The sequence below is a fragment of the Citrobacter sp. LJND-P06 genome (assembly GCF_058188415.1).
Map to the genome: position 1 here is coordinate 3641635 of NZ_CP187317.1, position 17736 is coordinate 3659370.

The following is a 17736-nucleotide window of genomic DNA, read 5'->3' on the forward strand; positions in this document are numbered from 1 at the left end:
AATGTGTCAACGCTATTTAGGACGGGTCAATAATGTAATAAAAAGGCACCGATTCCCCCGGTGCCTTTTTTATTTACGCTCTACGCGCTTCAATCATGATGGTGTCACTGGTAAAAGAACCATCCTCCTGCAACGCAAAGTAGCCCTTCACCTCCCCCGATGCACTCTCCTGATACATGCGTATGGCTTCCACTAATGCGGCCGGTGTGCGCATCCGTGCTACCCATGAGCTGAACTCCAGGGGCAAACGATCGGTCAGCAGCGTGTCGACGACCAAATTCGCGTTATTAATGAAAGACAGCCACTCACCGCTTGAATAGTTACGCACATGCGAGGTATCCCGCAGCGCTTCAACCGTCTGCAACCAGATGTCACGAACCGGATGGCCCGGCGACATCACATCCATCATTATCAACCTGCCACCCGGTTTCAATACACGACACACCTCACGCAGCGCCATGCCAACATCATGCCAGTGATGGGCAGAATAACGACTGATAACCACATCAAACGCGTGATCGTCGAAGGGTAAGGTTTCAGCATATCCTTGCAGCGTAGAAATATTACTCAATCCTTTCTCGCTCGCAGCTTGCGCAACGACTTCCAGCATTTGCGAGGACAAGTCGTACGCCACAACGCGCTGCACATTCTGCGCGGCAATAAAACTGGCATGCCCCGCTCCGCACCCCATGTCCAGAACCTGAGCCAGAGGAAACGCAGACAGCCTTTGTGCCAGACGCTGCAAATCACGGCCGGTGGCGTGTACGGTACTGATTAAATAGGCATTCGCCTGCGAACCGAACTGTTTTTCGACGTTGTCATGATGAGAGTGTGTTGTCATTGTGTTGCCCTTTTCTGATTGGGAGGTAAAGGGCAGCACCGCTACAGGCCTGCCCTACGGCAGACCTGACACACCTATTGCTCAGGTTTGCCGGGACTGAATTCAACGAGTAGTGGGTTATGATCGGACGCGCGCGTGACCAGTACAGAGGCTTCGCTAACGTTCAGACCACGATAAAAGACAAAATCGAGAGGACGCCCAAAGGCCCGACGGCGCTGATCATCCGTAAAGCGCACCTGACGAAGCGACATTTCACGCGCGAAGCGGTACAGCGCATTCATACGCTGGCGGCTCCAGGCATTGAAATCGCCAGCCATTATCACCGGGCCGCTATGGTGTGCAATCTGGTCACCAATCGGCAGTAGCTGCTTGCTGTAGACATCGACCCCCAGGCTGAAATTAACCGCATGGATATTCACGACCATCAATAATCGCGAATCAGGCAACGGATAGACCGTGACCAACGCAGATTTCGCCAGGCGTAAGATCGGCTCACGTTCGCGCAGGGGGCAGCAGTAAACAGGGTGAGCGGCTGAAAGCGTCATCACGCCGGAAGGATGTTGAGGCAGAACAAAAGCCGGAACCTGGTCGGCCGCCAGGTAGTTCGCGGTGGCAAACTGCACCAGCTCAGGCGTGGTTTGCGCTTCTTGCAGTAAAACAAGATGCGCATCTTTGCCGAAGTTCTTCAGCACCGACAGCCATTCGGCACGTTGCTGTTTGAAAATATTCCACACCAGGATCCGAATGCGGTCTTCACTGCTTAACGGCTCTCCGGCGGGTAATGCCTGGCCGATACTCGCAAACGACCCAGGCGGTAAAATCCGTTCTGCAGGTTGTCCGGCGACATAGCGCATGGCATAGGTGTTTTTTCGCACTTTTGACTTTCAAACCTCTATAACGTCAACCAGCCCGGTTCCGGACTGGTTCTTCTGTTATAGGGATTTTAGCTCACACTTTCAACGGACAATTACATATTGTTTTGTAAGCGAGCACTTACATCAATAGTTTAGCCCAGGGCAACGCGTGATGGTTTATCCAGCCTTCCACTGACGCCCATCAGTAAGAAAGCGCCCAGCACGATCACCGCACCAATCCACGGTGTTTGCGCTAAACCAAAGTGCTGTACGGTTTGCCCGCCGACAATGGACCCTATCGCAATCCCAATGTTGAATGCCGCAATATTCAGGCCTGAAGCGACATCCACCGCATTTGGCGTGTATTGTTCCGCTTTTTGTACCACATACACCTGCAATCCTGGCACGTTACCAAACGCAAAGATCCCCATCACCAGGATGGTCGCCAGCGCAGCATATTGTACTGACGCCGTGAACTGGAAGACCATCAACAGCACAACCAGCGCGGCAAAGATAAATTTCAACGCCGGAACTGCGCCATGCTTATCCGCCAGCTTGCCGCCCCAGATATTGCCGATAGCAACAGAAACACCATACCCCAGCAAAATCCAGCTCACCGCTGCCGGTGAAAAACCCGCCAGGTTCTGCATCATTGGTGCCAGAAAGGTAAACGCGGTAAATACGCCACCGTAGCCTAACGCGGTGATGGCATAGATAATCAGCAGGCGTGGGTGCGTTAACACACGAATCTGATCGCGCATCGTCGCGGCAGCGCGGCCTGGTATATTAGCCGGAATCAGAATCAGGCTGCTGATAAGTGCGATAATACCGAGCATTGAGACGGCAAGGAACGTTTCACGCCAGCCAAAATGCTGACCGATAAATGTCCCCAGTGGAACGCCGGTTACCAGGGCAACCGTTAAGCCGCCAAACATAATGGCAATCGCTGACGCGGCTTTCTCTTTTGGCACCAGACTCGTCGCAATGGTCGAGCCAATAGAGAAGAACACCCCATGCGCCAGTCCCGTCAGCAGACGAGCAACGACCAAAGTCATGTACCCTGGCGCCTGCCATGCCAAAATATTCCCGGCAGTAAACAGAACCATCAGCGCAACCAGCAACTGTTTACGCGGGAAACGTCCGGTTAATGCTGTCAGCACCGGGGCACCGATCGCGACCCCCAGAGCGTAGATTGAGACCAATAACCCCGCAGAAGGCAACGAGATCGACAGTTGTTCGGCAATAGTCGGCACCAGACCCACTATCACAAATTCGGTTGTGCCAATTGCAAAGGCACTGATTGTCAGTGCAAGTAACGCTAACGGCATAAGTCACTCCATATCATCACTAAGTAGATGACACGTAGTATGCAGTGGTGTTTTAATAACAAAAATATCCAAAATCTCAATATAATTTTGCTTCAGGTGCAAAAATGAAAGCAACATCAGAAGAACTCACCATTTTTGTTGCTGTGGTGGAAAGTGGTAGCTTTAGCCGCGCCGCAGAACAACTTGGCCAGGCTAACTCCGCAGTGAGTCGTGCCGTCAAAAAACTGGAAATGAAATTGGGTGTGAGTTTGTTGAATCGCACAACACGCCAGTTAAGCCTCACGGAAGAAGGCGAGCGTTATTTCAGGCGCGTACAGTCAATATTGCAGGAAATGGCCGCCGCAGAAACGGAGATTATGGAAACACGCAATACCCCACGTGGATTGCTGCGTATCGATGCCGCAACGCCGGTGACGCTTAACTTTCTGACACCGCTGATCAAGCCATTTCGCGAACGTTATCCGGAAATAACCCTTTCACTGGTCTCCTCGGAGACGTTTATCAATCTTATTGAGAGGAAGGTGGATGTGGCGATCCGCGCCGGTGCATTAAGCGATTCCAGCCTTCGCGCTCGTCCGCTGTTTACCAGCTACCGCAAAATTATCGCTTCACCGGATTACATTGCACAGTATGGCAAGCCTGAAACCGTCGCCGATCTGAAAGATCATCTCTGTTTAGGCTTTACCGAACCGGCTACGCTGAATACCTGGCCGGTCTCCTGCTGCGATGGTCAGCTTCATGAGATTACCAGCGGGCTTGCTTCTAATAGCGGAGAGACGATAAAACAGCTGTGTTTAAGCGGCAACGGGATCGCATGTCTGTCTGACTATATGATTGCGAAAGAGCTGGAGCGGGGAGAATTTGTTGAACTGCTCGCCGAACATCGTGTTCCGGTCGAGATGCCGTTTAGTGCGGTGTACTACAGCGATAAGGCGGTCAGTCCACGGATTCGCGCGTTTATCGATTTTCTCAGTGAACATGCGGGTAGCGTTGCCACCCGCACGCAGGTGAATTAATCCCAGTTCGGCGCCAGTCCTTCCGGACTCACCAGACGATCGTTGCAATCCAGCGCGGCGATCGCTTTTTTGTCCTCGACATCCAGTTGCAGATCCAACGCCTGTAGGTTGCTTGCCAGGTTTTCACGTCGGGTTGAGGACGGGATCACTGAATAACCCTCGCCCATCGCCCATGCCAGAATCACCTGAGCAGGAGTGGAGTCATGCTTCGTCGCAATACGGATAATGGTTCCATCTTTCAACGCGTTGCCATAAGCCAGCGTCATGTAGGAGGTAATGTGAATACCGTGTTCGCTCGCCCAATCCACCACTTTACGGTTTTGCAGATACGGAGAAAGCTCAATCTGGTTGGTTGCGATGTTTTCTACACCAACTGCAGCGATAGCACGTTCCATCAGCGGGATTGTAAAGTTTGAAATCCCAATCTGGCGGGTCAGCCCCTGTTTTTTCGCTTCCAGTAACGCAGACATAAACTCTTCTACCGACACCGTATCATTAGGTGACGGCCAGTGAATCAGCGTCAGGTCAACGTAGTCAGTACGCAGTTTTTTCAGACTTTCTTTCAGGCTTGGGATCAGCTTCTCTTTACTCAGATTTTCTGTCCAGACCTTGGTGGTGATATAGAGTTCGCTGCGCGGTACATTGCTTTCTGCGATAGCCTGGCCAACAGCGGCTTCATTATCATAGATTTGTGCGGTATCGACAGCACGATAACCCAGCTCAATGGCGGTTTTTACAGATGCGATGACGACGTCGTCTTTCAAGCGAAAAGTGCCTAAACCAAATGCAGGGATTGTCATTGAATTCCTCTTTATTAATGTTGTTCATTAGCAGAGGAGGATTATCGCTGTGGCAGAGATGAGGAAAAAGAGGGTAAAACGCAGAAGATTTTTGCAAATCTAGCAATAACCAAATCGCAGATAAAGAAAAAGCCCTGAGTATTCACTCAGGGCTTTCAATAAGTGGCGGAACGGACGGGACTCGAACCCGCGACCCCCTGCGTGACAGGCAGGTATTCTAACCAACTGAACTACCGCTCCACCGAATTTTTCTACGACTACCGGAAATTCCGGTTACTGCTTAATTTGATGCCTGGCAGTTCCCTACTCTCGCATGGGGAGACCCCACACTACCATCGGCGCTACGGCGTTTCACTTCTGAGTTCGGCATGGGGTCAGGTGGGACCACCGCGCTACAGCCGCCAGGCAAATTCTGTTTATTAACTCGCTTCTCTGCGCGTTAATTCAATCTGTATCAAGCTGATATTGATGTCTTTCTTTCACCAAAACACCTTTGGCGTTGTAAGGTTAAGCCTCACGGTTCATTAGTATCGGTTAGCTCAATGTATCGCTACACTTACACACCCGACCTATCAACGTCGTAGTCTTCAACGTTCCTTCAGGAGACTTATAGTCTCAGGGAGAACTCATCTCGGGGCAAGTTTCGTGCTTAGATGCTTTCAGCACTTATCTCTTCCGCATTTAGCTACCGGGCAATGCCATTGGCATGACAACCCGAACACCAGTGATGCGTCCACTCCGGTCCTCTCGTACTAGGAGCAGCCCCCCTCAATTCTCCAGCGCCCACGGCAGATAGGGACCGAACTGTCTCACGACGTTCTAAACCCAGCTCGCGTACCACTTTAAATGGCGAACAGCCATACCCTTGGGACCTACTTCAGCCCCAGGATGTGATGAGCCGACATCGAGGTGCCAAACACCGCCGTCGATATGAACTCTTGGGCGGTATCAGCCTGTTATCCCCGGAGTACCTTTTATCCGTTGAGCGATGGCCCTTCCATTCAGAACCACCGGATCACTAAGACCTGCTTTCGCACCTGCTCGAGCCGTCACTCTCGCAGTCAAGCTAGCTTATGCCTTTGCACTAACCTCCTGATGTCCGACCAGGATTAGCTAACCTTCGTGCTCCTCCGTTACTCTTTAGGAGGAGACCGCCCCAGTCAAACTACCCACCAGACACTGTCCGCAACCCGGATTACGGGTCTACGTTAGAACACCAGCCATTAAAGGGTGGTATTTCAAGGTTGGCTCCATGCAGACTGGCGTCCACACTTCAAAGCCTCCCACCTATCCTACACATCAAGGACCAGTGTTCAGTGTCAAGCTATAGTAAAGGTTCACGGGGTCTTTCCGTCTTGCCGCGGGTACACTGCATCTTCACAGCGAGTTCAATTTCACTGAGTCTCGGGTGGAGACAGCCTGGCCATCATTACGCCATTCGTGCAGGTCGGAACTTACCCGACAAGGAATTTCGCTACCTTAGGACCGTTATAGTTACGGCCGCCGTTTACCGGGGCTTCGATCAAGAGCTTCTCCCTAAGGATAACCCCATCAATTAACCTTCCGGCACCGGGCAGGCGTCACACCGTATACGTCCACTTTCGTGTTTGCACAGTGCTGTGTTTTTAATAAACAGTTGCAGCCAGCTGGTATCTTCGACTGATTTCAGCTCCACGAGCAAGTCGCTTCACCTACATATCAGCGTGCCTTCTCCCGAAGTTACGGCACCATTTTGCCTAGTTCCTTCACCCGAGTTCTCTCAAGCGCCTTGGTATTCTCTACCTGACCACCTGTGTCGGTTTGGGGTACGATTTTGTGTTACCTGATGCTTAGAGGCTTTTCCTGGAAGCAGGGCATTTGTTACTTCAGCACCGTAGTGCCTCGTCATCACACCTCAGCGTTAGTAAGCGTCCGGATTTACCTAAACGCTCCGCCTACATGCTTAAACCGGGACAACCGTCGCCCGGCCAACATAGCCTTCTCCGTCCCCCCTTCGCAGTAACACCAAGTACAGGAATATTAACCTGTTTCCCATCGACTACGCCTTTCGGCCTCGCCTTAGGGGTCGACTCACCCTGCCCCGATTAACGTTGGACAGGAACCCTTGGTCTTCCGGCGTGCGGGCTTTTCACCCGCATTATCGTTACTTATGTCAGCATTCGCACTTCTGATACCTCCAGCAACCCTCACAGGCCACCTTCAACGGCTTACAGAACGCTCCCCTACCCAACAACACATAGTGTCGCTGCCGCAGCTTCGGTGCACAGTTTAGCCCCGTTACATCTTCCGCGCAGGCCGACTCGACCAGTGAGCTATTACGCTTTCTTTAAATGATGGCTGCTTCTAAGCCAACATCCTGGCTGTCTGTGCCTTCCCACATCGTTTCCCACTTAACTGTGACTTTGGGACCTTAGCTGGCGGTCTGGGTTGTTTCCCTCTTCACGACGGACGTTAGCACCCGCCGTGTGTCTCCCGTGATAACATTCTTCGGTATTCGCAGTTTGCATCGGGTTGGTAAGTCGGGATGACCCCCTAGCCGAAACAGTGCTCTACCCCCGAAGATGAGTTCACGAGGCGCTACCTAAATAGCTTTCGGGGAGAACCAGCTATCTCCCGGTTTGATTGGCCTTTCACCCCCAGCCACAAGTCATCCGCTAATTTTTCAACATTAGTCGGTTCGGTCCTCCAGTTAGTGTTACCCAACCTTCAACCTGCCCATGGCTAGATCACCGGGTTTCGGGTCTATACCCTGCAACTTAACGCCCAGTTAAGACTCGGTTTCCCTTCGGCTCCCCTATTCGGTTAACCTTGCTACAGAATATAAGTCGCTGACCCATTATACAAAAGGTACGCAGTCACCCCATTAAAGAGGCTCCCACTGCTTGTACGTACACGGTTTCAGGTTCTTTTTCACTCCCCTCGCCGGGGTTCTTTTCGCCTTTCCCTCACGGTACTGGTTCACTATCGGTCAGTCAGGAGTATTTAGCCTTGGAGGATGGTCCCCCCATATTCAGACAGGATACCACGTGTCCCGCCCTACTCTTCGAGTTCACAACACATGCGATTTTGTGTACGGGGCTATCACCCTGTATCGCCGGACTTTCCAGACCGTTCCACTACCACACATGCTGATTCAGACTCTGGGCTGCTCCCCGTTCGCTCGCCGCTACTGGGGGAATCTCGGTTGATTTCTTTTCCTCGGGGTACTTAGATGTTTCAGTTCCCCCGGTTCGCTTCATTACGCTATGTATTCACGTAATGATAGTGTGACGAATCACACTGGGTTTCCCCATTCGGAAATCGCCGGTTATAACGGTTCATATCACCTTACCGACGCTTATCGCAGATTAGCACGTCCTTCATCGCCTCTGACTGCCAGGGCATCCACCGTGTACGCTTAGTCGCTTAACCTCACAACCCGAAGGTGTTTCGTAAAACACATCGTGTTGCGAAAATTTGAGAGACTCGAACACACCGCTTGCCTGTTCTTATTACGGAGAACAGACACAGTGTGTCGTTTCAATTTTCAGCTTGATCCAGATTTTTAAAGAGCAAATATCTCAAACATGACTCGTAAGTCAGTTTTGAGATATTACGGCAGGTGACTTTCACTCACGAACCAGCAAGTGGCGTCCCCTAGGGGATTCGAACCCCTGTTACCGCCGTGAAAGGGCGGTGTCCTGGGCCTCTAGACGAAGGGGACACTGAAGTCTCAATCGCAAGACGCCTTGCTATTTACTTTTCATCAGACAATCTGTGTGAGCACTACAAAGGCAGGTTCTTTAAGGTAAGGAGGTGATCCAACCGCAGGTTCCCCTACGGTTACCTTGTTACGACTTCACCCCAGTCATGAATCACAAAGTGGTAAGCGCCCTCCCGAAGGTTAAGCTACCTACTTCTTTTGCAACCCACTCCCATGGTGTGACGGGCGGTGTGTACAAGGCCCGGGAACGTATTCACCGTGGCATTCTGATCCACGATTACTAGCGATTCCGACTTCACGGAGTCGAGTTGCAGACTCCGATCCGGACTACGACATACTTTATGAGGTCCGCTTGCTCTCGCGAGGTCGCTTCTCTTTGTATATGCCATTGTAGCACGTGTGTAGCCCTACTCGTAAGGGCCATGATGACTTGACGTCATCCCCACCTTCCTCCAGTTTATCACTGGCAGTCTCCTTTGAGTTCCCGGCCGAACCGCTGGCAACAAAGGATAAGGGTTGCGCTCGTTGCGGGACTTAACCCAACATTTCACAACACGAGCTGACGACAGCCATGCAGCACCTGTCTCACGGTTCCCGAAGGCACTAAAGCATCTCTGCTAAATTCCGTGGATGTCAAGAGTAGGTAAGGTTCTTCGCGTTGCATCGAATTAAACCACATGCTCCACCGCTTGTGCGGGCCCCCGTCAATTCATTTGAGTTTTAACCTTGCGGCCGTACTCCCCAGGCGGTCGACTTAACGCGTTAGCTCCGGAAGCCACTCCTCAAGGGAACAACCTCCAAGTCGACATCGTTTACGGCGTGGACTACCAGGGTATCTAATCCTGTTTGCTCCCCACGCTTTCGCACCTGAGCGTCAGTCTTTGTCCAGGGGGCCGCCTTCGCCACCGGTATTCCTCCAGATCTCTACGCATTTCACCGCTACACCTGGAATTCTACCCCCCTCTACAAGACTCTAGCCTGCCAGTTTCGGATGCAGTTCCCAGGTTGAGCCCGGGGATTTCACATCCGACTTGACAGACCGCCTGCGTGCGCTTTACGCCCAGTAATTCCGATTAACGCTTGCACCCTCCGTATTACCGCGGCTGCTGGCACGGAGTTAGCCGGTGCTTCTTCTGCGAGTAACGTCAATCAACACGGTTATTAACCGTATTGCCTTCCTCCTCGCTGAAAGTACTTTACAACCCGAAGGCCTTCTTCATACACGCGGCATGGCTGCATCAGGCTTGCGCCCATTGTGCAATATTCCCCACTGCTGCCTCCCGTAGGAGTCTGGACCGTGTCTCAGTTCCAGTGTGGCTGGTCATCCTCTCAGACCAGCTAGGGATCGTCGCCTAGGTGAGCCGTTACCCCACCTACTAGCTAATCCCATCTGGGCACATCCGATGGCAAGAGGCCCGAAGGTCCCCCTCTTTGGTCTTGCGACGTTATGCGGTATTAGCTACCGTTTCCAGTAGTTATCCCCCTCCATCGGGCAGTTTCCCAGACATTACTCACCCGTCCGCCACTCGTCACCCAAGGAGCAAGCTCCTCTGTGCTACCGTTCGACTTGCATGTGTTAGGCCTGCCGCCAGCGTTCAATCTGAGCCATGATCAAACTCTTCAATTTAAGTTTGATGCTCGTGAATTAAACTTCGTAATGAATTACGTATGTTCACTCTTGAGACTTGGTATTCATTTTTCGTCTTTCGACGTTAAGAATCCGTATCTTCGAGTGCCCACACAGATTGTCTGATAAATTGTTAAAGAGCAGTTGCGACGCGCTTTAGCGCTCTGTCGCGAGGTGGCGTATATTACGCTTTCCTCTTTCAGAGTCAACCCTGATTTTCAGAATTTTTCTCTTCAACCGAACCGGCTGTTTGTGTGAAGTGATTCACATCCGCCGTGTCGATGGAGGCGCATTATAGGGAGTTATTTCGGGCTGACAAGTCAAAAATAGAAAAAACGCGTCAACCGTTCACCTTTTCACCATAACGCCTATTTTTGCTGCTTTTTGATGGCCTGAGGCAGATCTGCAAGGCTATTTATCACCCAATCTGCTGCATTTTCCGCTTCAGGTGTGACAGGTTTACCTGTACGCACCAAAACTTTTGTTCCGACATTGGCTGCTGCCGCTGCCTGCATGTCTTCTACTTTATCGCCGACCATATAAGAAGCAGCCATATCGATGTGCAGGAAATCGCGCGCGGAGATAAACATACCGGGATGCGGTTTACGGCAGTCGCAGACCTGGCGGAACTCTTCAACACTCCCCTGCGGGTGATGCGGACAATAATAGATACCGTCCAGTTCAACATCCCGGTCGGCCAGCGACCAATCCATCCATTCAGTCAGCGTTTCAAACTGCGCTTCGGTAAACTTACCGCGTGCAATACCCGACTGGTTAGTAACAACCACCAGCGCATAACCCATCTTCTTAAGTTCACGCATTGCGTCGATAACGCCATCGATAAACTCAAACTCGTCTATTTCATGCACGTAGCCATGATCCACATTGATTGTGCCATCACGGTCGAGAAAAATTGCAGGTACTGATTTTGCCACCGGCTTACTCCTGAATAAGGTATATGCCGCTAGTATCGCATGTTTCCGCAAGCAAGAAAGTGCTCATCGTCGAAAGCCGGATTGATTTAGACGTCTGGATGCCTTAACATCCATCTTGTTAACGGCGTCGACCGTATCAGGCAGACGAAAATGCCACGGCTAACTTAATTACGATAATAAATAATCAATGATTAAACTTTCGAATATCACCAAAGTGTTCCACCAGGGGACTCGCACCATTCAGGCTCTGAATAATGTCAGCCTGCATGTCCCTGCCGGGCAAATTTATGGCGTTATTGGCGCCTCCGGTGCCGGTAAAAGTACATTAATTCGCTGTGTAAACCTGCTTGAACGTCCAACCGAAGGCAGCGTGCAGGTTGGCGGTCAGGAACTGACTACATTGTCAGAATCTGAGCTGACAAAATCCCGTCGCCAGATAGGCATGATTTTCCAGCATTTTAACCTGTTATCTTCACGTACCGTATTTGGTAACGTCGCTTTACCGCTGGAACTGGACAACACGCCTAAAGACGAGATTAAACGTCGCGTGTCAGAACTGTTGGATTTGGTTGGCCTCAGTGATAAGCATGACAGCTACCCGGCCAATCTCTCCGGCGGTCAAAAGCAACGTGTCGCGATTGCCCGCGCACTGGCCAGCAATCCGAAAGTCCTGCTGTGTGACGAAGCCACCAGCGCGCTGGATCCGGCGACGACGCGCTCCATTCTGGAATTATTGAAAGACATTAACCGTCGTCTCGGTCTGACCATTCTTCTTATTACGCATGAAATGGACGTGGTTAAGCGTATCTGTGATTGCGTGGCGGTCATCAGTGACGGCGAGCTGATTGAACAGGACACGGTGAGCGAAGTGTTTTCACACCCGAAAACCCCGCTGGCACAGAAATTTATTCAGTCCACCCTGCATCTGGATATTCCGGAAGATTATCTGGAACGTTTAAAACCTGAGCCGCATCCAGATAGCGTCCCAATGCTGCGTATGGAATTTACCGGTCAGTCGGTTGATGCCCCTCTGCTCTCAGAAACGGCGCGCCGCTTCAACGTGAATAACAACATTATTAGTGCGCAGATGGATTACGCAGGCGGTGTGAAGTTCGGCATCATGCTGACGGAAATGCACGGTACGCCAGAAGAAACGCAAGCCGCCATTGCCTGGCTGCAGCAACACCATGTAAAAGTAGAGGTACTGGGTTATGTCTGAGCCGATGATATGGTTGCTGGTGCGTGGCGTCTGGGAAACGCTGGCGATGACGTTTGTGTCCGGCTTTTTTGGTTTTGTCATTGGGCTGCCAGTAGGCGTGCTGCTGTATGTCACGCGTCCAGGGCAAATTATAGAAAACGCAAAGCTTTACCGTACGCTTTCTGCGTTGGTCAATATTTTCCGTTCTATCCCTTTCATTATCCTCTTAGTGTGGATGATTCCATTCACAAGAATGATTGTTGGCACGTCAATTGGTCTGCAGGCGGCCATCGTACCGCTGACGGTTGGCGCCGCGCCGTTCATCGCGCGTATGGTAGAAAACGCCCTGCTGGAAATCCCTGCCGGGCTTATCGAAGCATCCCGGGCGATGGGGGCCACGCCGCTACAGATCGTGCGTAAAGTGCTCCTGCCAGAAGCACTGCCGGGTCTGGTGAACGCAGCAACCATTACGCTCATTACGCTGGTCGGTTACTCGGCGATGGGCGGTGCCGTCGGTGCTGGCGGGTTAGGCCAAATTGGCTATCAATACGGTTACATCGGATACAATGCGACCGTGATGAATACGGTGCTGGTATTACTCGTCGTTCTGGTTTATTTAATTCAGTTATCCGGCGATCGCATCGTTCGGGCAGTGACGCATAAGTAACATTAAACACAACACAAATAACTCATTAAGGAAATAAGCATGGCGTTCAAATTCAAAACCTTTGCGGCAGTTGGAGCCTTGATCGGTTCTCTGGCACTTGTGGGTTGCGGTCAGGATGAAAAAGATCCGAACCACATCAAAGTGGGCGTGATTGTCGGCGCGGAACAACAAGTTGCTGAAGTGGCCCAGAAAGTGGCAAAAGAAAAATACGGTCTGGATGTTGAGCTGGTCACGTTCAACGACTACGTACTGCCAAACGAAGCGCTGAGCAAAGGCGATATCGATGCTAACGCTTTCCAGCACAAACCTTATCTGGATCAGCAGATCAAAGATCGTGGCTACAAACTGGTGGCAGTAGGCAACACGTTCGTTTACCCGATTGCTGGCTATTCCAAAAAAATCAAATCGCTGGATGAGCTGCAGGACGGTTCACAGGTCGCTATCCCAAATGACCCGACTAACCTTGGTCGTTCCCTACTGCTGCTGCAAAAAGTGGGCTTGATCAAACTGAAAGAAGGCGTTGGCCTGCTGCCGACGGCGCTGGACGTTACCGAAAACCCGAAAAACCTGAAGCTGGTTGAGCTGGAAGCGCCGCAGCTGCCGCGTTCTCTGGACGATGCCCAGATTGCACTGGCCGTCATCAATACCACCTATGCAAGCCAGATTAACCTGACCCCGGCAAAAGACGGTATCTTTGTTGAAGACAAGGACTCCCCGTACGTAAACCTGGTCGTGACTCGCGAAGATAACAAAGATGCTGAAAACGTGAAGAAATTCGTTCAGGCTTACCAGTCTGACGAAGTCTACGAAGCAGCAAATAAAGTCTTCAATGGCGGCGCGGTTAAAGGCTGGTAATTTTAGGCTGTTTGCACAATCTGTAATATTATTCAGGACGGGCGAAAGCCCGTCTTGTCATTTATGCAGGCAACTGATTCAATATCTGACGATTAGATCATTCATTGAGGAAATATTATGCGTGCTTTACCGATCTGTTTAGTAGCACTCATGCTGAGCGGCTGTTCTATGTTAAGCAGATCCCCTGTTGAACCCGTTCAAAGCACCGCAACCCCGCCTAAAGCGGAGCCGGAAAAACCAAAAACACCGCGCGCGACACCGGTCAGAATTATTACCAACGCTGAAGATTTAGTGGGTAAACCGTTCCGCGATCTTGGCGAAGTCAGCGGAGAATCCTGCCAGGCATCGAATCAGGACTCCCCTCCAAGCATTCCAACCGCACGCAAACGCATGCAGATTAACGCATCTAAAATGAAAGCTAATGCGGTTCTGCAGCACAGCTGCGAAGTCACCAGTGGTACGCCAGGTTGCTACCGTCAGGCGGTTTGTATTGGTTCGGCCCTGAACATTTCGTCTAAATGAGCCATTTTCAGTTCGAGCAAATAGGCGTTATCCGCTCTCCTTATAAAGAAAAGTTCGCTGTTCCGCGCCAGCCGGGTCTGGTGAAAAGCGCCAACGGTGAACTGCATTTGCTCGCACCCTATAACCAGGCCGATGCCGTTCGCGGCCTGGAGGCGTTTAGTCATTTGTGGGTGATTTTTGTCTTTCATCAGACAATGGAAGGTGGATGGCGCCCCACTGTGCGCCCGCCTCGCCTGGGGGGAAATGCCAGAATGGGCGTTTTTGCCACGCGTTCGACCTTTCGCCCTAACCCTGTCGGCATGTCGCTGGTTGAGTTGAAAGGCATCGTCTGCCAGAAAGAGAGCGTCATATTAAAGCTGGGCAGTTTGGATCTGGTCGATGGCACGCCGGTTGTCGATATCAAACCCTATCTGCCCTTTGCCGAGGCGTTACCCGATGCCACCGCAAGCTACGCGCAACATGCCCCGGTTGCCGAAATGGCGGTGAGTTTCACCGCAGAGGTAGAGCAACAGCTTCTGGCACTGGAAAAGCATTATCCGCAATTAAAAACGTTTATTCGTGAAGTGCTGGCGCAGGATCCGCGTCCTGCCTATCGTAAGGGTGAAGAGACGGGTAAAACCTACGCCGTCTGGCTACACGATTTCAACGTGCGCTGGCGCGTCACTGAAGAGGGTTTTGAAGTCTTTGCGCTGGAACCACGGTAATTTCGCGGCCTTCTCTTTTGACATCCCTTTCTCGCTGGTAAACTAACCCCTAAATAATTCGAGTTGCAGGAAAGCCAACGCACATGCAACTTGAAGTATGACGGGTAAATCACTTTTTTTGTGTCAGGCTCGCGTTGAGCCTGTTCGATCGTCCAACTGGAACCGTAACAACATGCGTACTAGCCAATACCTGCTCTCCACTCTGAAGGAGACACCTGCCGACGCCGAGGTTATCAGCCACCAACTGATGCTGCGCGCCGGGATGATCCGCAAGCTGGCCTCCGGGTTATACACCTGGCTGCCGACCGGCGTGCGCGTCCTGAAAAAAGTCGAAAACATCGTGCGTGAAGAGATGAACAACGCCGGTGCCATCGAGGTGTTAATGCCGGTCGTTCAGCCATCTGAACTGTGGCAAGAGAGTGGTCGTTGGGAACAGTATGGCCCGGAACTGCTGCGTATTGCAGACCGTGGCGATCGTCCGTTCGTACTCGGCCCAACTCACGAAGAAGTGATCACCGACCTGATTCGTAACGAGCTCAGCTCTTACAAACAGTTGCCGCTGAACTTCTACCAGATCCAGACCAAATTCCGTGACGAAGTGCGCCCGCGTTTCGGCGTGATGCGTTCCCGCGAATTCCTGATGAAAGATGCTTACTCTTTCCATACTTCTCAGGAATCCCTGCAGGAAACCTACGATGCCATGTACGCAGCTTACAGCAAAATTTTCAGCCGTATGGGTCTGGATTTCCGTGCTGTGCAGGCTGACACCGGTTCAATCGGCGGTAGCGCATCCCATGAATTCCAGGTGCTGGCGCAGAGCGGTGAAGATGATGTGATCTTCTCTGACTCTTCTGACTACGCAGCAAACATCGAATTCGCTGAAGCCGTCGCGCCGAAAGAACCACGCGCTGCTGCGACTCAGGAGATGACGCTGGTTGATACGCCGAACGCGAAAACCATCGCCGAACTGGTTGAACAGTTCAATCTGCCTATCGAGAAAACCGTGAAAACCCTGCTGGTGAAAGCGGTGGAAGGAAGCGCGTACCCGCTGGTTGCGCTGCTGGTTCGTGGCGACCACGAGCTGAACGAAGTGAAAGCAGAAAAACTGCCGCAGGTTGCCAGCCCGCTGACCTTCGCGACCGAAGAAGAAATTCGTGCCGTGGTGAAAGCAGGCCCGGGTTCTCTCGGCCCGGTGAATATGCCTATTCCAATGGTCATTGACCGTACCGTGGCGGCGATGAGCGACTTCGGCGCGGGCGCGAACATCGACGGTAAACACTACTTCGGCATCAACTGGGATCGCGACGTTGCTACTCCGGAAGTCGCGGACATCCGTAACGTGGTCGCAGGCGATCCAAGTCCGGACGGTAAAGGCACGCTGCTGATTAAACGCGGTATCGAAGTTGGTCACATCTTCCAGTTGGGTACGAAGTACTCCGAAGCAATGAAAGCCGCCGTGCAGGGCGAAGATGGCCGTAACCAGACCCTGACCATGGGTTGCTACGGTATCGGGGTCACTCGCGTTGTGGCGGCTGCGATTGAACAGAATTACGACGATCGCGGTATCGTATGGCCTGACGCCATCGCCCCGTTCCAGGTCGCGATTCTGCCAATGAACATGCACAAATCCTACCGTGTGCAGGAACTGGCCGAGAAGCTGTACGCAGAGCTGCGTGCGCAAGGTATCGAAGTGCTGATGGACGACCGTAAAGAGCGTCCGGGCGTGATGTTCGCCGACATGGAGCTGATTGGTATTCCGCATACCATCGTGCTGGGCGACCGTAACCTCGACAACGACGATATCGAATATAAATACCGTCGTAACGGCGAGAAACAGCTGATCAAAACCGGTGACATTCTTAACTATCTGGTGAAAGCCATTAAAGGTTAAGTCATGAAAAACCCCGCAGATGCGGGGTTTTTTTATAACGTTATTCGCAAAGATTCACGCGTTATTTACTGGCGCAATCCTGACCCGGAATAAATTTCATCGTTTTATCCGCCATCAGTGTTTTTACCTTCTCACCCGTATCCGGATTGGCTTCCAGCGTAAAGTGACCTTCAACCGTCAGCAGAACGGGTTTGCCCGTTTCCCCACGCGCCGACAAATAGTCTCGTTCCAGTTGGGCATTATTCGCTACCGGCATCCGTTTTCCGGTTGCGCAATCAGTAAAGGTCGCCGCATCCGCCATATAGAAATACATGCCGCGCATGGGCATTGGCGTCACCGGCAGGCTGGCAGACACAGACTCAAGCGTGTAGTTGAACTGCGACTCAATCGGATTCCCTTCACGATCGAGCATCTCCAGGGCATCGCCTTTCGCACGATAGTAAGACTTCTCGCCTTTACTGTCCGTCAGCACCAGCTTATCCGCAGTACGCGCCCATGTGCCGTATGACGCAAATGATGAAGGTTCTTTGCGCACGCCCTGATAGCGTTCGTTCATCACCCATGTTCCGTCTTTTTCAAGAAACAGAGACGTTTCAATACCTTCGCAATCCGCGCAGGGCAACACACCACGCCAGCTTTGCTGCATTGGTTTTAATTCTGCTGCCTGTGCGGGCTGTAACGCCTCCACGTCGTGACGATTATTACACCCCATTAATGAAAAGAGTGTACAGGCTGCCACGACGGACAAAATCGCTGTTTTCACCATGAATTCCTTATAAAAATTTTCAATCTCGC

At 51.8% G+C, this 17736-nt stretch carries 13 protein-coding genes, 2 tRNA genes and 3 rRNA genes; 7 read left to right on the forward strand and 11 right to left on the reverse strand.

What is annotated here, in order from left to right; all coding sequences use genetic code 11:
* Positions 1 to 73: 73 nt before the first annotated feature.
* From ACO7SM_RS17285 to ACO7SM_RS17295, 3 genes are all read right to left on the reverse strand, one after another.
* Complete coding sequence (locus tag ACO7SM_RS17285) at positions 74 to 841, reverse strand: class I SAM-dependent methyltransferase (protein WP_490468551.1); 768 nt, start codon at positions 839 to 841, stop codon at positions 74 to 76.
* Between the two features lie 74 nt (positions 842 to 915).
* Positions 916 to 1716: an endonuclease/exonuclease/phosphatase family protein gene (locus ACO7SM_RS17290; protein WP_203358844.1), complete on the reverse strand. Its 801-nt coding sequence runs from the start codon at positions 1714 to 1716 to the stop codon at positions 916 to 918.
* 131 nt (positions 1717 to 1847) lie between these two features.
* Positions 1848 to 3023, reverse strand: a complete 1176-nt coding sequence (locus tag ACO7SM_RS17295) for an MFS transporter (RefSeq protein ID WP_490468552.1) — start codon at positions 3021 to 3023, stop codon at positions 1848 to 1850.
* Between the two features lie 104 nt (positions 3024 to 3127).
* Here ACO7SM_RS17295 and yafC point away from each other — a divergent pair, with 104 nt between their 5' ends.
* Entirely contained in the window at positions 3128 to 4039 is a 912-nt protein-coding gene (yafC, locus tag ACO7SM_RS17300; RefSeq protein ID WP_490468553.1) for a DNA-binding transcriptional regulator YafC, read from the forward strand.
* Here yafC and dkgB read toward each other — a convergent pair.
* The 7 genes from dkgB to gmhB all read right to left on the reverse strand — a co-directional run bounded on the left by dkgB (position 4036) and on the right by gmhB (position 11104).
* Positions 4036 to 4839 (reverse strand): 2,5-didehydrogluconate reductase DkgB, encoded by an 804-nt coding sequence (gene dkgB, locus ACO7SM_RS17305; RefSeq protein ID WP_490468554.1) that lies wholly within the window; start codon positions 4837 to 4839, stop codon positions 4036 to 4038. The two genes, yafC and dkgB, sit on opposite strands and share 4 nt — an antisense overlap.
* Positions 4840 to 5002: 163 nt before the next feature.
* Positions 5003 to 5079 (reverse strand) — tRNA-Asp (locus ACO7SM_RS17310).
* 50 nt (positions 5080 to 5129) lie between these two features.
* Positions 5130 to 5245: ribosomal RNA gene (gene rrf / locus ACO7SM_RS17315) — 5S ribosomal RNA — on the reverse strand.
* A 97-nt stretch (positions 5246 to 5342) separates the two neighbouring features.
* A 23S ribosomal RNA gene (locus tag ACO7SM_RS17320) occupies positions 5343 to 8250 on the reverse strand.
* Between the two features lie 216 nt (positions 8251 to 8466).
* A tRNA-Glu gene (locus tag ACO7SM_RS17325) sits at positions 8467 to 8542 on the reverse strand.
* 85 nt (positions 8543 to 8627) lie between these two features.
* Positions 8628 to 10169: ribosomal RNA gene (locus ACO7SM_RS17330) — 16S ribosomal RNA — on the reverse strand.
* Together the 16S, 23S and 5S rRNA genes with 2 tRNA genes alongside form the textbook arrangement of a ribosomal RNA operon.
* A gap of 368 nt (positions 10170 to 10537) precedes the next feature.
* On the reverse strand, positions 10538 to 11104 hold the full coding sequence (gmhB, locus tag ACO7SM_RS17335; protein WP_203358848.1) for a D-glycero-beta-D-manno-heptose 1,7-bisphosphate 7-phosphatase: 567 nt from the start codon (positions 11102 to 11104) through the stop codon (positions 10538 to 10540).
* Between the two features lie 187 nt (positions 11105 to 11291).
* Between gmhB and metN the strand changes: the two genes are divergently transcribed.
* The 6 genes from metN to proS all read left to right on the forward strand — a co-directional run bounded on the left by metN (position 11292) and on the right by proS (position 16941).
* Positions 11292 to 12323 carry a methionine ABC transporter ATP-binding protein MetN gene (gene metN / locus ACO7SM_RS17340; RefSeq protein WP_490468555.1) on the forward strand — a complete coding sequence of 344 codons (1032 nt, stop codon included), beginning with the start codon at positions 11292 to 11294 and terminating at the stop codon, positions 12321 to 12323.
* Positions 12316 to 12969 carry a methionine ABC transporter permease MetI gene (locus ACO7SM_RS17345; protein WP_192611166.1) on the forward strand — a complete coding sequence of 218 codons (654 nt, stop codon included), beginning with the start codon at positions 12316 to 12318 and terminating at the stop codon, positions 12967 to 12969. The genes metN and ACO7SM_RS17345 overlap by 8 nt, the downstream gene beginning before the upstream one ends.
* A 39-nt stretch (positions 12970 to 13008) precedes the next feature.
* A complete protein-coding gene (gene metQ, locus ACO7SM_RS17350; protein ID WP_192611165.1) occupies positions 13009 to 13824 on the forward strand; it encodes a methionine ABC transporter substrate-binding lipoprotein MetQ in 816 nt (271 codons plus the stop codon).
* Positions 13825 to 13941: 117 nt separating this feature from the next.
* Positions 13942 to 14346 (forward strand): Rcs stress response system protein RcsF, encoded by a 405-nt coding sequence (gene rcsF, locus ACO7SM_RS17355; protein WP_490468556.1) that lies wholly within the window; start codon positions 13942 to 13944, stop codon positions 14344 to 14346.
* Positions 14343 to 15050: a tRNA (N6-threonylcarbamoyladenosine(37)-N6)-methyltransferase TrmO gene (gene tsaA / locus ACO7SM_RS17360; protein WP_490468557.1), complete on the forward strand. Its 708-nt coding sequence runs from the start codon at positions 14343 to 14345 to the stop codon at positions 15048 to 15050. The genes rcsF and tsaA overlap by 4 nt, the downstream gene beginning before the upstream one ends.
* Before the next feature lie 172 nt (positions 15051 to 15222).
* Positions 15223 to 16941, forward strand: a complete 1719-nt coding sequence (gene proS / locus ACO7SM_RS17365; RefSeq protein WP_192611162.1) for a proline--tRNA ligase — start codon at positions 15223 to 15225, stop codon at positions 16939 to 16941.
* Positions 16942 to 17002: 61 nt separating this feature from the next.
* Here proS and nlpE read toward each other — a convergent pair whose 3' ends face one another.
* The gene (nlpE, locus tag ACO7SM_RS17370) at positions 17003 to 17707 is read right to left on the reverse strand and encodes an envelope stress response activation lipoprotein NlpE (RefSeq protein ID WP_192611161.1); all 705 of its coding nucleotides are present in this window, start codon (positions 17705 to 17707) and stop codon (positions 17003 to 17005) included.
* Positions 17708 to 17736: the final 29 nt, after the last annotated feature.